The organism is Streptomyces sp. NPDC090077 (genome assembly GCF_044747545.1).
In the GTDB taxonomy this organism is placed as follows: Bacteria; Actinomycetota; Actinomycetes; order Streptomycetales; family Streptomycetaceae; genus Streptomyces.
Genome location: NZ_JBIVEG010000020.1, coordinates 62,579 through 81,707, shown reverse-complemented (window position 1 = coordinate 81,707; position 19,129 = coordinate 62,579). Strand labels below are relative to the sequence as shown.

Genomic DNA, 19,129 nt, shown 5'->3' with positions numbered 1-19,129 from the left:
GTCTCACTCAATGGACAGGACTTTCCATCTCCGGTCCATTGAGTGAGACGTGTACGGAACGTCTATTTTGGGGGTCCGGACCCCTCCCCCAGAAATATGGGGGTCATCCGAGGTCGAGGGACAGGAGATCTTCTTCCGTCTCCCGGCGGACGATCACCCGCGCCCCGCCGTCGCGCACGGCGACGACGGGCGGGCGGAGCGCGTGGTTGTAATTGCTGGCCATGGAGCGGCAGTACGCCCCGGTGGCGGGCACGGCGAGCAGGTCGCCGGGGGCCAGGTCGGCCGGCAGGAAGGCGTCCTTCACGACGATGTCACCGCTCTCGCAGTGCTTGCCGACGACGCGGGACAGCATCGGTTCGGCGTCCGAGACGCGGGAGACGAGCGTCACCGAGTACTCGGCGTCGTACAGGGCCGTCCGGATGTTGTCGGACATGCCGCCGTCGACGGAGACGTACGTGCGGAGCCCCTCCAGCGGCTTGATCGTGCCGACCTCGTAGAGGGTGAAGGCGGTGGGCCCGACGATGGCCCGGCCGGGCTCGACGGAGATGCGCGGGGCCTTCAGACCGGCGCTCTCGCACTCCCGCGCGACGATCTCGGTGAGCGCCTTGGCGATCTCGTGCGGCTCGCGCGGGTCGTCGGCGGAGGTGTAGGCGATGCCGAGGCCGCCGCCGAGGTCGATCTCCGGCAGCTCTACCCCGTGCTCGTCCCGTACGGCGGCCAGCAGCCGTACGACCCGCTTCGCGGAGACCTCGAAGCCGGCCATGTCGAAGATCTGCGAGCCGATGTGGGAGTGGACGCCGAGCAGCTCCAGGCTCTCGTGCCCGAGCGCCCGCCGCACGGCCTCGGCGGCGGACCCGTCGGCGACGGCGATGCCGAACTTCTGGTCCTCGTGCGCGGTGGCGATGAACTCGTGGGTGTGCGCCTCCACGCCGACGGTCACCCGGATCTGCACGGGCTGCCGTACGCCCAGCTCGCGGGCGACGTGCGCGACCCGCGCGATCTCCTGGAAGGAGTCGAGGACGATCCGCCCCACGCCGGCCGTGATCGCGCGCCGGATCTCGCCCTCCGACTTGTTGTTGCCGTGGAAGGCGATCCGCTCGGCGGGCATCTCGGCGGCGAGGGCCGTGGCCAGCTCCCCGCCGGAGCACACGTCGAGGTTCAGCCCCTCCTCCTTGAGCCACTTCACGACGGCCTTGGAGAGGAACGCCTTCCCGGCGTAGAACACGTCGGCGTCCTTGCCGAAGGCGTGCGCCCAGGCGCGGCAGCGGGCCCGGAAGTCCTCCTCGTCGAGGAAGTAGGCGGGGGTGCCGAACTCCTCGGCGAGCCGGGTCACTTCGATCCCGCCGACGGTGACGACCCCGTCGTCGTTCCGCGTGACGGTACGGGACCACACCTTCTCGTCGAGCGCGTTCAGGTCGGCCGGCGGCGGGGCGTAGTGGCCCTCGGGCAGGACGTCGGCGTGGCGGGGCCCGGCGGGGTGCGCGGAACGGCTCATCGGAATCTCTCTTCGCGGTTCACAGGAAGTCTGGGGCGTCTATGCCGAGGAGGGCGAGGCCGCCTGCCAGCACCGTCCCGGCGGCTTCGGCGAGTGCCAGCCGGGCGCGGTGGGCGGCCGAGGGTTTCTCGTCCCCCTTGGGCAGGACCCGGTGCTGGAAGTCGAGGAGCGCGTCGGCGACGGCGACGAGGTGCCGGGTGAGCCGCTCGGGCGCCTGGTGGTGCGCGGCGGCCTCCAGCACGAGCGGGTACTCGCCGAGCAGCCGCAGCAGCCCGGTTTCCTCCACCGGGCCGGGCTCCGCACCGAACCCGAGACCGGCGGCATTGCGCCCCAGGGCCCTGGCCCGCGCATGGGCGTACCGCACCCGGAAGAACTCGCTGGACTCGTCCTGGACGAGCAGCCCGGAGGTGAAGGAGGGGGTCTCGCGGGCCGGCACGCAGAGCATGGCCCAGGCGGCGGCATCCGCCCCATAGACCGCGACCACGTCCCCGTCACGCCGGGCAACGGGCGCGACGCGCGGCACGGGCCCGTCCGGGGTGCCCTGGCTCTCCTGGATCCGCCGCACGGCGGCCCGTACGACACTCCCCCGGAGCTCCGCGCCGTCCGTGAACCCGTACCGCAGTCCCGCGCCCCGGACCTCGTGCACCAGCTGGGCGGCTGAGATCGGCACGAGGCTGAAGTTCAGGAACCCCGGGCCGGTGATCTCCACGTCCCGGATCCCGGGCTCGTCGGCGAGCAGCCGGCCCGCGAGCACCCGGGCGACCTCACGGGGATCGAGCCGCGCCCCCTTCGCCACCTGGAGCGCGACGGGGCTGGCGTACTCCCCCACTCCCCCGGGGCGGGTCCGCTCGACGACCACCCGCTCGGGCACGCCCGCGGCGAACTCTCCGCCCTCGACGGCACGGCGCACGGCTTGTGCGACGGCACGAGAGAGGTCGGCGGGGATCACGGCACCCAGCCTAGGCGAGAAGCCCCCGGGCCATGCATCCGGTTTCGCCATGTGAACAGGCGCCCGCCCTCAAGCCCCCCGACCGGCCCTCCCGGCCCTCCCCGCGGGGGCACCCTTCCGCTCGACGAGCCGCCGCACGACCCGGACCAGCTCGGCGGGCTCGAAGGGCTTGGCGACGAACGCGTCCACCCCGGCGGCGATCCCGGTCTCGACCTCGTGCTGCGTACAGGCACTGACGATGGCGACGGGCACGTGCCGCGTCCGCGGATCGGCCCGCAACTGCGCGGCGGCCCCGAACCCGTCCAGCCGGGGCATGACCACATCAAGGGTGATGGCGTCGGGACACACCCGGTGCACCACGTCCAGACACTCGGCACCATCGTTCGCGGTCACTACCTCGAAGCCCTCCAGCTCGAGATTGACCTTGATCAGCTGCCGGATGACCTTGTTGTCGTCGACGACAAGAATCCGGCCCGAGGCGCCTGGCACAACTCGAGAGTAGGTCGCCCTAAGCCCCCGCGTCCGGGTTTTTGCCACTTCCACCCCCTCCGGGCGACCGACCTCCCCCTCCCGCCCAAAACGGTTCCTGATCACCCCGCGGAAGCTGGTAGTGTTCAACCCGTCGCCGCAACGCGAACGACACGCCCCCGTAGCTCAGGGGATAGAGCAACGGCCTCCGGAGCCGTGTGCGCAGGTTCGAATCCTGCCGGGGGCACTTCGCAGGAAGTGCCCAAAGACCCCGCCGTCAGCGAGTTCGCTGAGACGGGGTCTTCGCGTATGTGCGGCCAACTGTCCTGCCGCACAAGCCTGCGGGGCAGTCGGAGCCCGGTTACGGGCTCTCGGGGGCGGCGGCCCAGGAGGCCGCGGCGGCAGCCGGATCGCCGGGGTCGTCCGGCGGTGGCGGGGCTGCCGTGAGGTCCTCCTCGGGGTCGGTCCAGAGCCGCTTTCGGATGTGTGCGGCCTCGTCGTGGCGTTCGGCCGCCTCCAGGAGGCGCAGGAGGCGGTGCAGGAAGGACCAGCGCTCGGCCGAGGGTTCACCCAGACCGAGGTCCTCCAGGAACGCCTCCGCCCGGGCGGCCACGTCCGGCGGCCGTGGCGGCTCGTCCTGGGGATGGTCCCGGGGGAACGCGTCGTCCTCCGACCAGAGCGCGGCGCGTGGTTCCGGCCCGTCGACCAGGTGCCGGAACAGCTCGACCACCTCGGTGTTGTTCGACGCGGCGGAGAGCCGGGCCAGGGGGCCGAGGAGGTCCACCGCCCGTTCGATCTCCTCATCGTGGCGCGCGAGCCACCACACGACGGCACTGCCCGGGGTCTGGAGGACCTCGTCCGTGAGGTACTGCCGCTTGCTCCGCTCGTACTGGCGCTCCTGCTCCCAGGTGTCCTCCTCCTTCCGGAGGCCGGCGAGTTTCCGCAAGCGTTCGGCGTCCTCCGGGACCAGCGCCAGCGTCACGTCCGTGGCCATGACGACGAGCGTGGCCGAGTCGTCCAGGGCATGGGACCCCAGTCGCTCTTCCAGCAGGTACTGGACGGCTCCGTACCGGTCCGGGTGTTCACGACAGGTGAGCTCCTGCGCCTTCCGGATGATGCCGGCCGCGGCGAGCCCTGCCCGGTTCCCGTGCGGGACGTCTCCTTCCGTTCCTGCCGGCCGCCACCACACCGACGCGGAGAAGAGGAAGTCGTAGCCGGTCAGCGCACTGCGGACGGGCACCCGGTCCAGGTGGATCTCCTGGAACGGGACCTCGACATGCCGTTGGGCCTCGGCCCGCGACGCGGCCTCGGCGGCGGCCTCTTCGTTGCGCCGGGTACGGAGTCGGGCGCGTTCCGCGCGTTTCATGACGGCGAGGCCGAGCGCTGCCGCGCCGGCCGCGCTGAGGAAGATCCAGGCCAGTGTGTTCACCGGGTGCCTCCCGAGACGGCGGACTCGAAGGCCGGGTCGGGTCCGATCCCCTGAGCCGCATCGATCTTCTGCCAGACCCGCATCGCAGTGGCCTCCCTTTCCGGCCGGCCGGCCGCCCAGCCGCAGGTGGTCGCGTAGAGCTGGTTGCCCCGCCGGTCGTTGCCGGAGGCGGCCTGCACCAGGACGCCGAGCGCCGACTCCCGCCGTGCGCCGGCCGTGAGCGCGGATGCGGTCAGCCAGCTGCGGGCGAGCGGGGACCAGTCGTCCGGCGGGCTGTGCTCCATGGCCGCGCGCCATACCCCGGTCAGCTCCGGCCACGGCAGGTCCGGGGGGAATGGGGCTTCCGGGAAGAGGTCGACGAGCAGAGCCAGATTGCCCAGGGAGCGGCGGCCGGGACTGGTCGCGATCCGGCTGATCAGGAAGCGCTTCAGCCGCCTGTCCGCCCGTACCAGCCCGAGGAGCGCCTCGCGGGCGTCCGCTCCCACGTCCTGGAGTGCCAGGTGATGGAGCCTGACGAGTGCCCGGTGCGGGTGTGTCACGGACATGGTGCCGCGGCAGACCTCGGTCAACACCTGGCACAGCCCTGCCGGAAGTCCGCTCGCCATGGCCCAGGTGCGGATCCGCTCACGGACGGCCTGGCCGTGGCGCGCGTCACCGAGCCCCCGCTCCAGGGCCATGACGGCCACCGTGCCCAGGCGCGGCGAAGCGGTCAGCGCCCACTTCTCGACGTGCTTCAACAGGTCTTCGAGCCGGCCCGTACCGAGGGCCTGTTCCGCGAAGCGCTCGACGAGAGCCTCTCGGTCGGCGGGGGTGAGATCGCCTAGCCTGATGGTCCGGTCGACCCAGCGCGCGAACCTGCCGCGCAGTGCGGGGAAGTGCAGCCAGTAGTGGCGGCGGACGGCGGCGTCGAACTCCAAGGGGCCGAACCGGATCTGCCCCTGGTCGTCCCGGTGGATCTTCAGTGCGTCCATCTGTGCGAGTAGGTCGGGATGGCCGAGTCCGGGCGGGCCCTCACCCCCGTGCCCGAGTTCGGCCAGGAGGGCGTTGCGGCTGTGGAAGACCGCGTCCTCCGAAGCACCGTGGAGCATCGCGACGGTCAGCAACAGGGCGCGGTCCCCGGCTGACTCGTGGTCGGCCACCCGCCGTGCCGCGTCGGCGGAACGGTCCCTGACGGCCCCGAGCGCTTCCACGCACCAGAGGCGGAACTCGGTGCCGTGGAGGCCTCCGTCCCGGACCCGCCTGACCATCTCGCAGAAGCGTGCCAGTTCGCGCATCGGAGCCTCGGCCAGGAACGCCGTCAGGGCCCCGTCCTGCAATGCCTCCGGCTCGCACGGGATCCCTTCGCTGCGCAGGGCGAGAAGCACCACCGCCTTGGCCGGAGGCCTCTCCAGCGGAACCACCAGTGGCGCGAACTGCGGGGCGAGCAGGTGGTGCAGTCCTGCCGGGAGTACGACGACCATCCTGGCCTTGGCGTGTTCAACGGCGGACCGGTGCAGTGCGAGGGTCTCCTGGGCGTCGGGATAGTCCTCGTCGGAAACGCCGGAGAGGTCCAGGAGGAAGCAGTCCCGCGGACCCGCGTCCAGGGTGTCCTCGGGCTTCTCCGCCGTCAGTTCCTCGAACCTGCCTTCTGCCCCGGCTTCGGATTCCGCCACTTCGTGGAGGAGTACCGTCGCCGCGGCGCTTCGGCCGATGCCGGGAGGCCCGTCGAGGAGGACGACGGCGCCCGGCGTCTCCAGCCTGTGGGCCGCCTCCCCGTAGTTGCCCGGGGGGACGAAGGCCCGGCGCAGCCGCGCGCGCCGTTCCCGGACGATGTGCAGGGGGTCACGGCGTTCCCGGTGACCGATGTAGTTGATCTGTGTTCCCGGACCGTGGTGTGCGGGGCCCGTGCTGCCGAAGACGTAGCTGGTGGAGTCTCCCGGCATCACTCGTCGTCCTTGCCGGGCTGCACTCGGTCGGTCTGCTGCCGCATCCCTCCGGAGTTGTCGCCCGCCACGTAGTTCACGCCCATGCCGTCGCCGGTGAAGGTCGGCCCGTTGTGCTGGTTCCCGGAGCCGGTGTGCAGGGGGCCGCTCGACTCGTTGACGAAGGTGCCCAGATCACCGTTGAGGTTGCCGATGCCTCCCTGCTGGCGATGGCGCACGTCCCGCACCTGCATCCGAACGGATCCGTTGTGCTGCGGCGTCCGGTCCTCCGCGGCCGGCCCGGCGGCCGTGTCCGCCTCTGCCAGCCGGGGAACGAGGTCGGCCAAGTCGTCGCCGAGGCGCTTCAGGTCGCTCTCCGCGTTGCGGTGGTCGAACCTGCGGTACTGGCGGTCGGCCAGTACCTGCAGCTCGTGCGGCAAGGTCGCCCGATCGAGCCGCGTCACCCCCCTGAGCAACACCGGGATGACGTGGGCTCCGGTGTCCAGGGCCTCCTGGATCTCGCGGCGGACCCAGTCCTGGGGATCGTCGAGGGCGCGGCGTCCGTCACGTGTGGTGGCCTCTGCCCATCGGGTGCCGATCACTGCGAGCAGGACGCTGCTGCGGCGCACTGCCGTGAGAAGTTCCTGGGGAAATGCCTGCCCCGGACGGATCGACTTTCCGGCATAGAAGATCCGTTCGGATCCGAAACGGCTGGAAAGCGCGTGCGCGATGAGGGCCGCAGAGCCTTCCTCGTCCCCGGTGCGGTAGTTCACGAAGATATCGGGCATGGCGGTTTCTTCTCCTTGCCTGTGCAGGGGTGAGAGAGCCGGGCGTTTCAGATGTGGGAGGGCTTCAAGGACCAGGCCAAGGCGGGCCGCAGATCCCGCACGGCGCGGCTGGTCCGAAAGCGGCCGAGTTCGTCGGCGAGGCGCTGGATGTCGGCGCGCACGGTTGCCGAGGGGGCGGCGGCTCCGACGTCGAGCAATTCGCGGGCAATGGAGCAGGAGTGTTCGATCTCTCCTGCTGCCGCGTGGGCGAGCGCCCGCCGGATTCCGTACCGCGTACGGGTTCTCAGGGCGCCCGGGGGAATCCTGCGGAACTCCTTGTCCAGTACCTGGGCGGCCTCCCGCGGGCTGCCGAGGTCGTACAGGCACCATCCCGTGACCATGGCGGCGGGATCCGCCAGGTTCGTGGTGCCGATGACGGGGCCCGGTCCGGCTTCCGCCTCAGCGTCGGCGAGGTTGCGGCGGGCCCGTTCCAGTGCGCGCATGCAGGCGAGTTCGTCACCGGCCAGCGCGTGCCCCTGGGCCTCGCGCTGCGCCGCCAGGCCCCGGATCCTGGGCGGCACCCGTTCGTTCGACTGGGCCCGGACGGCAAGTCCGATGGTGGCAGCCGCGTCGTTGCCGTAGAAGGCGACGAGCGCCCGTCGCACGAACGCGTAGGAGGCGAGGTGCTCGTCCCCGCCGGCTTTGGCGAGCAGCACGGCGTCGGAGGTCCAGGCCAGCGCGGCCCTGTCCCTGCCCGCCTCCTGCGCCATCCAGCCGGCGAACTCGGCGAATCGTGAGGCCAGGAGGAGCAGGGGGAGGCGGGTACGGGCATCGACCCTGGGCACGAGGCCGACGACGTGGCGCGTCTGGGACTCGAGCATGGGCAGCAGCGCGGCGGGATCCGAGCACTGGCCGAGCTTCCGGGACTGGTCCAGTTGTACGGCCAGTGCGTCCAGCAAGGGGGTTCCGGTGACCGGGGCGCCTCCCGGCGCTTTGGGGTAAAGGCCGGCCAGGGGAATCCCCAAGGATTCGAGGAATTCAGGCCGGTCCTGTTCCCTTCGGCCCGCATTCTGCGCCCGACCGCTTTCGGCAGCCGACGAGGGGTCTGTCGATCCCGCCCGTGAAGGTTCGGCAAGGTTCCACAGAACACCTCCCGTCCGGAGCAGGGCGTCGAGCCGACGAATCAAGCCGGGGGAAGGCCGGACCTTTCCTCGTTCCGCCTTGCTGAGGTAACCCTTGCTGTAGTTCACCGCCCGGGCCAGTTCAGTGAGTGTGTAACCGGCCTGATGCCGTAATCGACACAGCTCTGGACCCCATTCAGGCGAGGTGCTCACGCGAGCTCAACTCCCAAAATCGATGGCGTACTTGGAGATCGATTCAGAGGCGAGTGTGGCACGCTGCCCGACGGCGCGGGGGCCTTCCCGGAGGTTTCCTGTTGCCAAAACGCAGAGTGACGAACCGACCCCCATGCCGTCACGGGGTGCGTTCGTCCCCCTTGTGGGGCGCACCTCGTTCAGCCACGGGCACCGGTTCTCCCGAGCGCTCCCCCGGCCCTTCGGAGGCCGGGGTGACGGCCAGGGCCACGGCTGCCGCCGTGAGGGAGATGAGGCCGCCTGCCGCGAGGGACCAGCGGGGGCCCCAGTGGTCGGAGAGCCAGCCCGTCAGGAGGGCGCCCAGGGGGGTGGTGCCCATGAAGATCAGGGTGAAGAGGGCCATCACGCGGCCGCGGTAGGCGGGGTCCGAGCCGAGCTGGATGCGGTGGTTGGCGGCCTGGGCGAAGTACATCATCGCGAAGCCGGTGAGGGCGAGGAGGAGGCAGGCCGTGGGGAGGGTGGGGGCCAGGCCCGTGAGGGCTTCCGTGGCGCCGAAGGCCAGGGCGGAGCCGGTGACCACGGCGGCCGTCGGGCGGGAGCGGCGGGCGGTGGTCGCGAAGGCTGCCAGCAGGGAGCCCGCCGCGAGGGAGCTGCTGAGGAGCCCGAAGGCCGCCGAGCCGGTGTGGAACTCGGTCTTGGCCAGGAGGGGGAGGGTCAGCTGGAAGTTGAAGCCGGCCAGGCCCAGGACGCCGACCAGGGTGAGGGGGAGGATGAGGTCCGGGCGCCGGGAGACGTAGCGGAGGCCGTCCGCGATGCGGGCGCCGGCCGGGCGGGAGGGCGGGCCGTGGAGTTCCGCGGGGCGCATGAGGGCGAGGCCCGCGACTGCCGCGAGGTAGCTGCAGGCGTTGAGCAGGATGACCGGGCCGACGCCGAGGTGGGCGATGAGCAGGCCCGCGGCCGCGGGGCCCGCCACCCGGGCGGCGTTGAAGTAGGCGCCGCTCAGGGCGGACGCGTTGGGGAGCAGTTCGTTGCCGACCATCTCGCCGACGAAGGCGATGCGGGTGGGGGCCTCGACGGAGTTGACCGCTCCGAGGGCGAGGGCGAAGAGCCAGATGTGCCAGAGGCGGACGTCGCCCCAGACCACCCACAGGCCCAGGGCGAGGGAGAGGGTGCCCGAGGTGAGGTTGGCCAGGATCAGGATGCGGCGTTTGCTGTGGCGGTCGGCGAGCCGGCCGCCGTAGAGGGTGAGGAGGAGCACGGGAGTGAACTGGAGGGCGGTGACCACGCCCAGGGCCGTCCCCGAGTTGCCCGACAGCTCCAGCACCAGCCAGTCCTGCGCGACCACCATCATCCAGGTGCAGGTCACCGAGAGGAGCTGGCCGAGGAAGAAGAGCCGGAAGTTGCGTATGGAGAGGGAGTCGAAGGCGCGTTTCAGCGTGTGCACGGGCGGTAGTTTCCCTTCGCTCCCTCGATTCTCCGTCGTGGCGGCGGAGCGGCCACTCGTGGCCGGTTCCGGTGGTCCGTACGAGGGCGGCGGGCCGGGGTTGGTGGGTTCGGGGGATGGGTGGCGGCCGGGGGCGTGCGTAGGGTGGTTTCCGAGGCCGCTCTGTGCCCGTTGACCAGGTGCTTTGCGGCGAGGGAGCGCACAGAGGATGGGGCGACGAGGATGCGTGAGCTTGCGGAGACGGCGCGGCAGTGGGCGGCCGAGGGGCGGGTGGCGTTCCTGGCCCGGCCCGTGACCGAGCAGGGGTTCGGGCCCCGGGACCCCGCCGGGGCCGTGCTCGTGGACCCCCGCGGGGAGTGCGTCGGGGCCCTGTACCGGGGGGTGTTCGACGCCGAGCTGGTCGCGGAGGCCGGGGCGCTGGGGGCCGGGCGGACCGCGCGGGTGTGCGAGGTGTCGGTCGGGGCCGGGGAGGCCACGGAGGCGAAGCTGACCTGCGGCGGGCAGGCGGAGGTGCTGTTGCAGCCGCTGTCCGCGATCCCCGCCGAGTGGTGGGAGCTGCTGGGCACCGGGGCCGGGGTGGCGCTCGTGACCCGGCTCAGCGAGGGCGCGGACGAGGCCGTCAGCGAGGTCGTACGGGCCGGCGACGCGCCCGCCGACGACGCCGGGCGGCGCGCCGGGGAGCTGCTGGGGACCCGGCGGCCCGGACGGGACGCCCTGTACGGGGGCTCCGGCCTGGTGCTGGTGGAGGCGTACCCGTCGGCCCCGTACGTGGTGATCGGCGGGACCGGGGAGCTGGCGGACGTGATCGGCGCGCAGGCCGGGCTGCTGGGCTGGGACGCGGTCACGGTGGAGAACGCGGCGGAGGCGGAGAAGGTGCTGGCCGCGCACCGGGACGCCGCCTGTCTGGTGATGCTCAGCCACGAACCCGAATTCGACGTGCCCACGCTGGGCAATGCCCTGGCCCTGGAGATCCCGTACATCGGCGCGCTCGGCTCCCGGCGGACGACCGCCCGGCGCCAGGACGGGCTGGTGGCCGCCGGGGTGGGGGCGTCCGACCTGGCGCGGGTGCACGGGCCGATCGGGCTGGACCTGGGGGCCAAGACGCCGGCGGAGACGGCGCTGGCCATCTGCGCGGAGATCCTCGGGGTGCTCGGCGGCCGGGACGCCCGCGGGCTGCGGGACTCGGACGGGCCGCTGCGCTGAGGGAGGGCGGCGAGGGGGCGGCCGTCGCGGCGTGACCCCCGTCGTCATCCGTTCGGAGTAAGGGGCGGTACGCGCCGCCCGGTCGCCGGCTCCGCCTCCGGGCGGGGCCGGCGGCCGTTTCCGAGGGGTTTTCGAGGGGGATTCTTTGCGCCTCCCCGAGGCGCAAGAGGGGTGAAATCGGGAATATGGGGTCCATGGACACGATCCTCAGCGTGGACAAGATCCTGACCAACATCGCGTGGTTCTTCGTCGTCGGCATCGTCATCGCCGGCGTCCTGCTCGCCGGGTTCAAGCTGGGCCAGCAGGTCCGGGAGAAGGAACCGCCCCCGCCCACCCCCGAGAGCCAGCCGCACCTGCCCGAAGGCGGGGCGGTCTACGAGGTCCGCGAGGAGCGTGACCCGGTGGAGATCCCCGAGGGCGGCCTGCGCCCGCACGAGATGCAGGGCTACGGGAACTTCGGCTCCACCACCTCCAGCCATGCCGACGAGGTCCGGGCCGAGCGCGAGTCCGGCTACAAGAAGCCGGAGGGACCCGGTCCGCACCCGCAGCCCGGGGCGCCGCCCGACGCCGGACGCGGCGCGCACTCCTGAACGCCTCACCACCTGGCCTCTGACCTGCGCCGCCGCGCGGGTCAGAGGTCCGTCCGCAGCCGCAGCACCTCCGGCGGCGGGTGGCGCGCCGAGCTGTGCCGGACCTCCGCCGCCAGCGGCGGGTCCAGCAGGCTGAACGGCACCTCCCCGAGCCCGATCGCCGTGACCGTCGCCCCGCCCGTGCCCCCGCCCGCGCCCCCGGCCGGGCCCCGCCCCCGCTCGGCGACGGCCGCCGCCAGCTCCGTGCGCAGCACCGCCGAGAGCGGGCTCGACACCAGCGGCGCCTCGTCCTCCTCCCCCGGCAGGACCAGGACGAGCGCCAGCGGCCGCCGCGGGGTGCCGGTGTAGCCGATCACCGCCGCGTCCCGCACGTCCGTGTGCCGGAGCTTGCGCCAGGCGCGCCGCCCGGCCGGGTAGGGCTGGTCCAGCCGCTTCACCACGAGGCCCTCGATGCCGCTGGCGGGCAGGGTCTCGTACCAGGTCTCGGCCAGCTCCGGGTCCGTCGTCATCGGCACCGGCTGCAGCGGCGGTCCGAGCGGCAGCAGCAGGTCGACCAGCAGGGCCCGGCGCCGCTCGTAGGGGCGGCCGCGCACGTCCACCCCGGCCAGCTCCAGCACGTCGAAGGCCGCGTACGAGGCCGGCAGGCTCTGCGCGAGCACCGCGGCGCGGGCCGCCGTGGCCGCCGCGCGCCGCTGGACCAGCGCGAAGTCCGTGCGGCCGGCGTGCCAGACGACCACCTCCCCGTCCAGCACGGTCCCGGCGGGCAGCCGGCCGGCCGCCGCGGCCAGATCCGGGAAGGCGCCGGTGACGATCCGCCCGGACCGGGCCTGGAGCGCCACCCCCTCCCCCGTGCGCAGCACGACCATGCGGTGGCCGTCGAACTTCGGCTCGTACGCCAGGCCCGCCGCGCGCGGCAGGGTGCGTACGGCGGCGGCGAGCGCGACCTGGACGGCGGGCGGGGTCACGGCAGGCTCCCGGCCCGTCCGGGGTCGGTCAGCGGGGCGAGGAGGTCCCCGTCGCGGGCCAGTCGGGGCGGGATGTCGTCGGCGAGGAACACGAGGTCGGAGGGGTCGCGGCAGGCTTCGACCTCCGCCCAGGAGACGGGCGCGGAGACGGTCGGCAGGGGCCGCGCGCGCAGCGTGTAGGGCGCGGCGGTGGTCTTGGCGGCGGCGTTCTGGCTGTGGTCGACGAAGACCTTGCCGGGGCGCAGCGCCTTGGCCATCCGGTGCACGACGAGCCCGGGGAGCGCGGCCTCGGCCTCCTGGGCGAGGGCCTTGGCGTACGCGGAGACGCGCGCGGAGGGGACCGGTTCGAGGGCCACGGCCAGGTGGAGGCCCTTGGCGCCGGAGGTCTTGGCGTACGCGGTCAGGCCGTCGGCGGCGAGGCGTCCGCGCAGCCAGAGGGCGGCGGCGCAGCATTCGACGACGGTGGCGGGCGGGCCGGGGTCGAGGTCGAGCACGAGCCGGTCGGCGACGGCGGGGGCGCCGGCCCGCCACTGGGGGGTGTGGAACTCGACGACGAGGTTGGCCGCCCACATCAGGGACGCCAGGCCGGACACGACCACCTGTTCGGCGCGTTCGTCCTCGGAGCGGGGCACGGGGGTGGTCCTCACCCAGTCGGGCGTGCCGGGGGGCGGGTTCTTCGTGAAGAAGAGCTGGCCGTCCGGGCCGTCCGGATAGCGCAGGAAGGAGAGCGGGCGGTCCTTGATGTGCGCGAGGAGGGAGTCCGCGACGGTGGCGTAGTAGTGCAGCACCTCGCCCTTGGTGAAGCCGGTCCCCGGATAGATGACCTTGTCCAGGTTGCTGAGCGCGATGCGACGCCCCTCCACCATCGTGATCGGCGTCATACGATGAGATTGCCACGAATCAGGAGGAACCGTGCGATCCATTTGGAACGGGGCGATTTCCTTCGGCCTGGTCAGCATCCCGATCAAGCTCGTGAACGCCACCGAGAGCCACTCGATCTCCTTCCGTCAGATCCACGTGTCCGACGGCGGCCGGGTCCGCTACCGCAAGGTGTGCGAACTGGACGGCGAGGAGGTGTCCTCCGACGAGATCGGCAAGGGGTACGAGGAGGCCGACGGTTCGATCATCCCGATCACGGAGGAGGACCTGGCGCAGTTGCCGATCGCCACGGCGAAGACGATCGAGATCGTGTCGTTCGTGCCCGCCGACGAGATCGACCCGCTCCAGATGGACGCCGCGTACTACCTCGCGGCGAACGGCGCCACGGCGGCGAAGCCGTACACGCTGCTGCGGGAGGCGCTCAAGCGCAGCCGGCGGGTGGCGATCGCCAAGTACGCGCTGCGGGGGCGGGAGCGGCTGGGCATGCTGCGGGTCGTCGACGACGTGATCGCGATGCACGGACTGCTGTGGCCGGACGAGATCAGGGCGCCGGAGGGCGTGGCGCCGGACGCCGAGGTGTCCGTACGGGACGCCGAACTCGACCTGGCGGACGCGCTGATGGCGACGCTGGGCGAGGTGGAGATGTCCTCCCTGCACGACGACTACCGCGAGGCCGTGGAGGCGATGATCGCGGCGAAGGCGGGCGGCGGGTTCGAGCCGCCGGAGGCGGTGGTGGAGCCGGCCGGCGGTCAGGTGATCGACCTGATGGCGGCACTGGAGAACAGCGTGCGGGCCGCCAGGGCCTCGCGGGGCGGGGAAGGTGCGCAGGACGGCACGGAGGCGGAGGTGACCCCGATCCGGCGCGGGGCGGCGGCCGCCGCGCCGAAGGCGGTGGGCGGGAAGAAGTCGACGGCCGGATCCGCCGGCCGGAAGACGGCCGCGGCGGCGAAGAAGACCTCGGCGAAGTCCGCTGCGGCGGCCCCGTCCGCCAAGGCGGGCGGCAAGAAGTCGACTTCGGCCGCCACGAAGTCCGCCTCTTCGGCCACGAAGTCCACCGCCACCGCCAGGAAGTCCACCTCGGCCGCCGCCAAGTCCACGTCCGCCGGCGCGAAGAAGACCGCCGCCGCGAAGAAGGCAGCGCCGCGCAAGCGGAGTTCGGCCTGAGCCTCCTCCCTACGCCCACGCCGGGCGGGCCCGGGCCACGGCGAACAGGGCCTCGATCTCCGGGGGTTTGAGCGTCGTCGGCGTCCCCCGCAGCAGGGCCGTCAGCGTCGGCGGCCGGAGCACCAGCACGTCGCGCTGGGTCGGGGCCACCTCCACCCGGGAGGCGTCGGCCAGCGCGAGGGCCGGGGTGACCGGCGCGGCCAGCACCCGGGCGGCACAGGCGGCCGCCCGGCGGATCCAGCGGGGGTCGGGGCGGGGCTCGGCGCGGCCCACCGTGAGCAGCAGGTCCCCGACCTGGGCGCGCTGGCGGCGGCCCGGGACCGTACGTACGGCGAGCACGCCCGGCGGGCCGATGAGCAGGTGGTCCAGCAGCCCCAGACCGGGCAGCGGGACGTCGTGCAGGGCCCGCCAGTCCGCCGCCTCCAGCAGGTCGAGCTCCGCGCCGGTGCACTGCCGGGCGTGGAGCTCCTGCCGCATGCGGTGCCGGGCCCGGCTGCCCTGCGAGCCGTACGCCAGCTCGCCCAGCAGGGTCTCGCCGGGCCGGTTCGGGGCCAGGTCACGGTCCGGCGGCAGGCTCAGGCCGCGCAGCTCGGCCCGGGTGGGCACCGGGGGCGGGCCGATGGTCCAGCCGCGGGTCAAGTACGGTCGCAGGGCGGCCAGTACCGCCTCGCGCTGGTCGTCCGCCAGGACGCTGATCCGGTTGCCCTGCCGGTCGTACCAGGCCACGGCCTGGCCGTCGGGCCGGTTGACGTAGAGCCGGCCGCGGCCGGGCCGGCCGCTCGGAAGGACCTTGAGTCCGCGCATCGGCCTCACCCCCGCCGTCCATGGGAGCAGGCGGCGCGCCCGCGGGCAATCCCTCGGTTGTGTAACAGCTCCGTCGGGTCCCTGCGGCCTTCCTGTTACAAGGCCAGCGCACTACCGCAACGGCCGGGCCCTAGTTTGGTGCCGTCTGGAAGCGCCAGGCCCTGACCATTGCCGAGGGAATCCCGTGGAAACCGCCCGCCGCCGCACCATCGTTCGCGCCACTGCCGTGACCGCATGCGCCGGCGCACTGCTGGCACTGCCGACCGCCGCCGCGCTCGCCGACGGGGCGCCGGCCGCCGCCGGCGCGCAGCGGACCCTGGTCAGCAGCATCTCCCTCGCGGACGGCCGGTCGACCGCCAAGGTGTACCGCCTCGCGAAGGACGCGTACCAGGCCGAGATCCTGCGCGCCGGCGCCAAGGTCGCCACCCTGACCAGCCGCGACGGGTCCACCGGGGTCGGCGCCGCCGGTGAGCTGCACGCCGCGCTGCGGCCCGACGGACGCCTCTCCTCCTGGGTCGGCGACACCGCGCCCGGGGGCGGCTCCCACGCGGTGGCCGGCGACGGCCACAAGACCGGGACCCGGCACGGCGGGAACGCGGGCGCCGGCGGGAGCGGCGGCCAGGTCGTGCCCGCGTCGCTGGACACCCCTGCGGGCACGCCGGGCACCGCGGGCACCTCGGCCAAGGGCGGTTCCGGCGCCCCCGGCACCGCCGAGGCGCTGCGGCTGAACACGCTGGCCGACGGGCCGGGCGACGGGGTGCTGCTGCTCGCCGCGGGCGGCGGGATCGCCGCCGTGGGCGCCGCCGGCCTGGGCTTCGCGATGCTGCGGCGCGGGCGTACGGACGGCTGAGCGCCGGCTGAGGCGGTAGCCGACCGCCGGCCGCTGAGCGGCTCCCGGCGACAAATGGGGTCGAGCTGCGCATAAGGTTGGCTGGATATCGACCACCGCCGATCGGCCACCGCCGATCGGCCGCGCGCAGAGGAGGGCCCGCACGTGCGAAAGCCCTCCCCCGCACCGCTGCTGCTGGCGGCCCTGCTGCCGCTGGCCGCCGCCTGCGGCAACACCGGCGGCCTCGCCTCCGCCGGACCCACCCCGACGGCGAGCGGCCCCGTCCACCTGTGGCCCGAGCGCCGGGGCGCCGAAGTCCCGCCCGCCGACCCGGGGGGCGCGCCGCCGGAGTACGTACGGGGGCTGCCGGAGGTCACCGGCCAGAACGTGCACGAAGTGGACCCGGTCGCGCTGGTGCAGGCGGAGCTGCGGGCCCACCCGGACATCAGCGTGGGCCCGGACGGCATGCCCGAGGAGACCGCCGCCGCGATCCGCGCCTGCGGGAAGGCCGGGCAGGCCCCGGCCGCGTGCCCGGTCAGGCAGCCCTACTACCGGGACCTCACCGGCAACGGCAAGGACGAGCTGGTGATCGGCATCGAGCTCCCCGACAAGATGATGTCCGTACGCGCGTACACGGCGGACCCGGACGGGCGGATCAACCGGATCATGGCCACCACCGAGACCGTCATCGGCGTGGAACTGGCGGGGCAGGACGTCATCCTCCGCGTGCCGAGCGGCAACCCCGGCTACGAGCTCATCACCGCCTGGTCCTGGGACGCGAAGCAGCGCACGATGCTGCCGGAGCGCGAGCAGATCGTACGAGTGCCCGCCGGACCGGCCCCGCAGGAGGCGTCCCCGTCGGCGTCGGCCGGTGCGCCGGGCCGCCCGTGAGGTCCTGGCTGCCGGCCTGGACGGCCACGCTCACCTGGAAGTCCGCCTGCTTCATCGTGGTGATGTGCTGCTCGCTGGCGGCGGTGCTCGGCGTCCTGGTGCACGTGGAGGTGACCCGGCAGACGGTGGCGGCGGCCCGGGACAAGGCGCTGGGCAAGCTGGACGAGGCCTCGTACGCCTACGAGGCGGGCGAGGCCCTGCCCCCGCAGTCCGGACTCGACCCGGCGGGACTCCCGCCGGAGCTGCGGGCCCTCGCGCTCAGCGGCCGGCGCGGGACCGTCGTCGGCGACGTCGGCGGGCGGCCGGTGATGTGGGCGGCCGCCCCGGCCGACGGCAGGGCCCTGGCCACCCTCATCGACTACGGACAGAGCGCGGGCACCATCCGGGGCCTCGACAACGCGATCATCGGCTCCTCGGTACTGGCCCTCGGCGGCACCCTGCTGATCGGCGCCTTCGCCGTGACGCGGGTGACGCGACGGCTGCACCAGACGGCGACCGTCGCACGCCGGATCACCCAGGGCGACCTGGACGCGCGGGTCGGCGACCCCCGCACGGAGGACCCCTCGCGGCATCAGGACGAGGTGTCGACGGTGGCGGGCGCACTGGACACCATGGCGGGGACGCTCCAGCGGAAGCTGCAGAGCGAGCAGCGGTTCACCGCGGACGTGGCCCACGAGCTGCGCACCCCGCTGACGGGCCTCCAGGCGGCTTCGGAACTGCTCCCGGAAGGGCGGCCGACGGAGCTGGTCCGGGAGCGGGTGCGCACGATGCGGCAGCTGACGGAGGACCTGCTGGAGATCTCCCGGCTGGACTCGGGGAACGAGCGGGTGGACACCGACCTGCACCAGCTGGAGCGGCTGGCACGGCGGGTGGTGCGGGCGTCGGGGCTGGAGACCGAGGTGGTCGTGGTCCGGGACGCCCACGTGGAGACGGACCGGCGACGGCTGGAGCGGGTCCTGGGGAACCTGCTGGCGAACGCGCACAAACACGGCCGGGCCCCGGTGGTGCTGACGGTGGACGGGCCGGTGATGACGGTACGGGACCACGGCGACGGGTACCCCGAGTACCTCCTCACGAGCGGACCGCAGCGGTTCCGCAGCGGGGGCAAGGGACACGGCCTGGGCCTGACCATCGCCGCGGGCCAGGCGGAGGCGATCGGCGCCCGCCTGGAGTTCCGCCGCGCACCGGGCGGCGGCGCGGAGGCGGTCCTGACGCTGCCGGTGCCGTAGCCCGGCGGGGGGACGGGGCGGGGGCTCTCGGTGCGGGCCCGCCATCGCCCCCTCGACCCCCGGCCGCGGGGCGGTGGCTGCCCACCCGCCTCCCTGTCTGCGGGCCGGGGGCCGGGTGGGCGGTATCCCCCTGGACCGGATCAGAGCAGGTTGGGGGCTTCCCGTCAGTCCATCGTCCTTCCGGTTCGCACCGGTCCCTCAAGGGCGCTCCCTCCGGTCGCGTCGCTACGCGATGGCCTTCGGCCACCCTTGACCGACCGGCACGAACCGGAAAGCCGAAAGACTGCCGGGAAACCCCCAAAGAAACGGTCACCGGGCAAAGGACAGAGGAACGGCCGCGTCAGCGATGCAGGAGGGGGCGAGGGCCGGCCCACCGGGCATCCGGGCCCCATATCCCCATTCCGGAGCCAGGGGCGCGACTACCTGCACGAAAAGTCGATCAGAGCAGGCCAGGGATCCGACAGGCGCGACAGATCGCTACGCGCTCCTCCCGGCTTGGCGTCCAGCGACCGCCTGGGGCTGATACCTGCACGAAAAGTCGACCAGAGCAGCGCGGAAGCGCACGGGCGCGTCAGATCGCTACGCGCTCCTCCCGTTTCGGCGTCCCGCGGCCGTCTGGGGCTGGGACGGGCGAGAAACACGGCATGCAGGCCTGCTGTGCGCTGTGACCAGCCCAGGACGGCCGCCGGACGCCGAGACGAGAGGAGCGCGTAGCGATCTGACGCGCCTGTCGGATCCCTAGCCTGCTCTGATCGACTTTTGGTGCAGGTACCAGCCCAAGGCGGTCGCCAGACGCTGAGAAATGAGGA

Annotated in this window: 17 protein-coding genes, 1 tRNA gene and 1 pseudogene; 7 read left to right on the top strand and 12 right to left on the bottom strand. The window is 73.2% G+C overall.

The window, feature by feature from the left end:
- Positions 1-103 precede the first annotated feature (103 nt).
- From lysA to ACIPW5_RS27840, 3 genes are all read right to left on the bottom strand, one after another.
- On the bottom strand, positions 104-1,495 hold the full coding sequence (gene lysA / locus ACIPW5_RS27850) for a diaminopimelate decarboxylase (RefSeq protein ID WP_401250348.1): 1,392 nt from the start codon (positions 1,493-1,495) through the stop codon (positions 104-106).
- A 19-nt stretch (positions 1,496-1,514) separates the two neighbouring features.
- Positions 1,515-2,444, bottom strand: coding sequence for an ArgS-related anticodon-binding protein NrtL (gene nrtL, locus ACIPW5_RS27845; protein ID WP_401250345.1), 930 nt, complete (start codon positions 2,442-2,444; stop codon positions 1,515-1,517).
- 69 nt (positions 2,445-2,513) lie between these two features.
- On the bottom strand, positions 2,514-2,987 hold the full coding sequence (locus ACIPW5_RS27840) for a response regulator (RefSeq protein ID WP_401250491.1): 474 nt from the start codon (positions 2,985-2,987) through the stop codon (positions 2,514-2,516).
- Between the two features lie 100 nt (positions 2,988-3,087).
- Here ACIPW5_RS27840 and ACIPW5_RS27835 point away from each other — a divergent pair.
- Positions 3,088-3,159: transfer RNA gene (locus ACIPW5_RS27835), tRNA-Arg, on the top strand.
- Positions 3,160-3,273: 114 nt separating this feature from the next.
- On the opposite strand, the gene ACIPW5_RS27830 is transcribed toward ACIPW5_RS27835, so the two are convergent.
- From ACIPW5_RS27830 to ACIPW5_RS27805, 6 genes and pseudogenes are all read right to left on the bottom strand, one after another.
- Entirely contained in the window at positions 3,274-4,341 is a 1,068-nt protein-coding gene (locus ACIPW5_RS27830; RefSeq protein WP_401250342.1) for a hypothetical protein, read from the bottom strand.
- Entirely contained in the window at positions 4,338-6,263 is a 1,926-nt protein-coding gene (locus ACIPW5_RS27825; protein WP_401250339.1) for a hypothetical protein, read from the bottom strand. The genes ACIPW5_RS27830 and ACIPW5_RS27825 overlap by 4 nt, the downstream gene beginning before the upstream one ends.
- Positions 6,263-7,030 carry a toll/interleukin-1 receptor domain-containing protein gene (locus ACIPW5_RS27820; RefSeq protein ID WP_401250336.1) on the bottom strand — a complete coding sequence of 256 codons (768 nt, stop codon included), beginning with the start codon at positions 7,028-7,030 and terminating at the stop codon, positions 6,263-6,265. The genes ACIPW5_RS27825 and ACIPW5_RS27820 overlap by 1 nt, the downstream gene beginning before the upstream one ends.
- Before the next feature lie 47 nt (positions 7,031-7,077).
- Positions 7,078-7,968: a DNA-binding protein gene (locus ACIPW5_RS27815; protein WP_401250489.1), complete on the bottom strand. Its 891-nt coding sequence runs from the start codon at positions 7,966-7,968 to the stop codon at positions 7,078-7,080.
- 192 nt (positions 7,969-8,160) lie between these two features.
- Positions 8,161-8,343 (bottom strand): annotated as a pseudogene (locus ACIPW5_RS27810) (helix-turn-helix domain-containing protein); the annotation flags it as partial.
- Positions 8,344-8,482: 139 nt separating this feature from the next.
- Positions 8,483-9,766, bottom strand: coding sequence for an MFS transporter (locus ACIPW5_RS27805; protein ID WP_401250333.1), 1,284 nt, complete (start codon positions 9,764-9,766; stop codon positions 8,483-8,485).
- Positions 9,767-9,988: 222 nt separating this feature from the next.
- On the opposite strand from ACIPW5_RS27805, the gene ACIPW5_RS27800 reads away from it, so the two are divergent.
- Positions 9,989-10,969 carry an XdhC family protein gene (locus tag ACIPW5_RS27800; RefSeq protein ID WP_401250330.1) on the top strand — a complete coding sequence of 327 codons (981 nt, stop codon included), beginning with the start codon at positions 9,989-9,991 and terminating at the stop codon, positions 10,967-10,969.
- A gap of 194 nt (positions 10,970-11,163) precedes the next feature.
- Positions 11,164-11,559 (top strand): DUF6479 family protein, encoded by a 396-nt coding sequence (locus tag ACIPW5_RS27795; protein ID WP_401250327.1) that lies wholly within the window; start codon positions 11,164-11,166, stop codon positions 11,557-11,559.
- Positions 11,560-11,600: 41 nt separating this feature from the next.
- Here the strand turns inward: ACIPW5_RS27795 and ACIPW5_RS27790 are convergent, their stop codons facing one another.
- On the bottom strand, positions 11,601-12,524 hold the full coding sequence (locus tag ACIPW5_RS27790) for an ATP-dependent DNA ligase (RefSeq protein ID WP_401250324.1): 924 nt from the start codon (positions 12,522-12,524) through the stop codon (positions 11,601-11,603).
- Entirely contained in the window at positions 12,521-13,405 is an 885-nt protein-coding gene (gene ligD / locus ACIPW5_RS27785) for a non-homologous end-joining DNA ligase (RefSeq protein WP_401250321.1), read from the bottom strand. Before ligD ends, ACIPW5_RS27790 begins: the two co-directional genes overlap by 4 nt.
- A 31-nt stretch (positions 13,406-13,436) precedes the next feature.
- Between ligD and ACIPW5_RS27780 the strand changes: the two genes are divergently transcribed.
- Positions 13,437-14,567, top strand: coding sequence for a Ku protein (locus tag ACIPW5_RS27780; protein WP_401250318.1), 1,131 nt, complete (start codon positions 13,437-13,439; stop codon positions 14,565-14,567).
- Positions 14,568-14,576: 9 nt separating this feature from the next.
- Here the strand turns inward: ACIPW5_RS27780 and ACIPW5_RS27775 are convergent, their stop codons facing one another.
- Positions 14,577-15,371, bottom strand: a complete 795-nt coding sequence (locus tag ACIPW5_RS27775; protein WP_401250315.1) for an NERD domain-containing protein — start codon at positions 15,369-15,371, stop codon at positions 14,577-14,579.
- Between the two features lie 226 nt (positions 15,372-15,597).
- On the opposite strand from ACIPW5_RS27775, the gene ACIPW5_RS27770 reads away from it, so the two are divergent.
- The 3 genes from ACIPW5_RS27770 to ACIPW5_RS27760 all read left to right on the top strand — a co-directional run bounded on the left by ACIPW5_RS27770 (position 15,598) and on the right by ACIPW5_RS27760 (position 18,320).
- Complete coding sequence (locus ACIPW5_RS27770) at positions 15,598-16,221, top strand: hypothetical protein (RefSeq protein WP_401250312.1); 624 nt, start codon at positions 15,598-15,600, stop codon at positions 16,219-16,221.
- Between the two features lie 144 nt (positions 16,222-16,365).
- Positions 16,366-17,091 (top strand): hypothetical protein, encoded by a 726-nt coding sequence (locus tag ACIPW5_RS27765; RefSeq protein WP_401250309.1) that lies wholly within the window; start codon positions 16,366-16,368, stop codon positions 17,089-17,091.
- A complete protein-coding gene (locus tag ACIPW5_RS27760; RefSeq protein ID WP_401250306.1) occupies positions 17,088-18,320 on the top strand; it encodes an ATP-binding protein in 1,233 nt (410 codons plus the stop codon). The genes ACIPW5_RS27765 and ACIPW5_RS27760 overlap by 4 nt, the downstream gene beginning before the upstream one ends.
- Positions 18,321-19,129 lie beyond the last annotated feature (809 nt).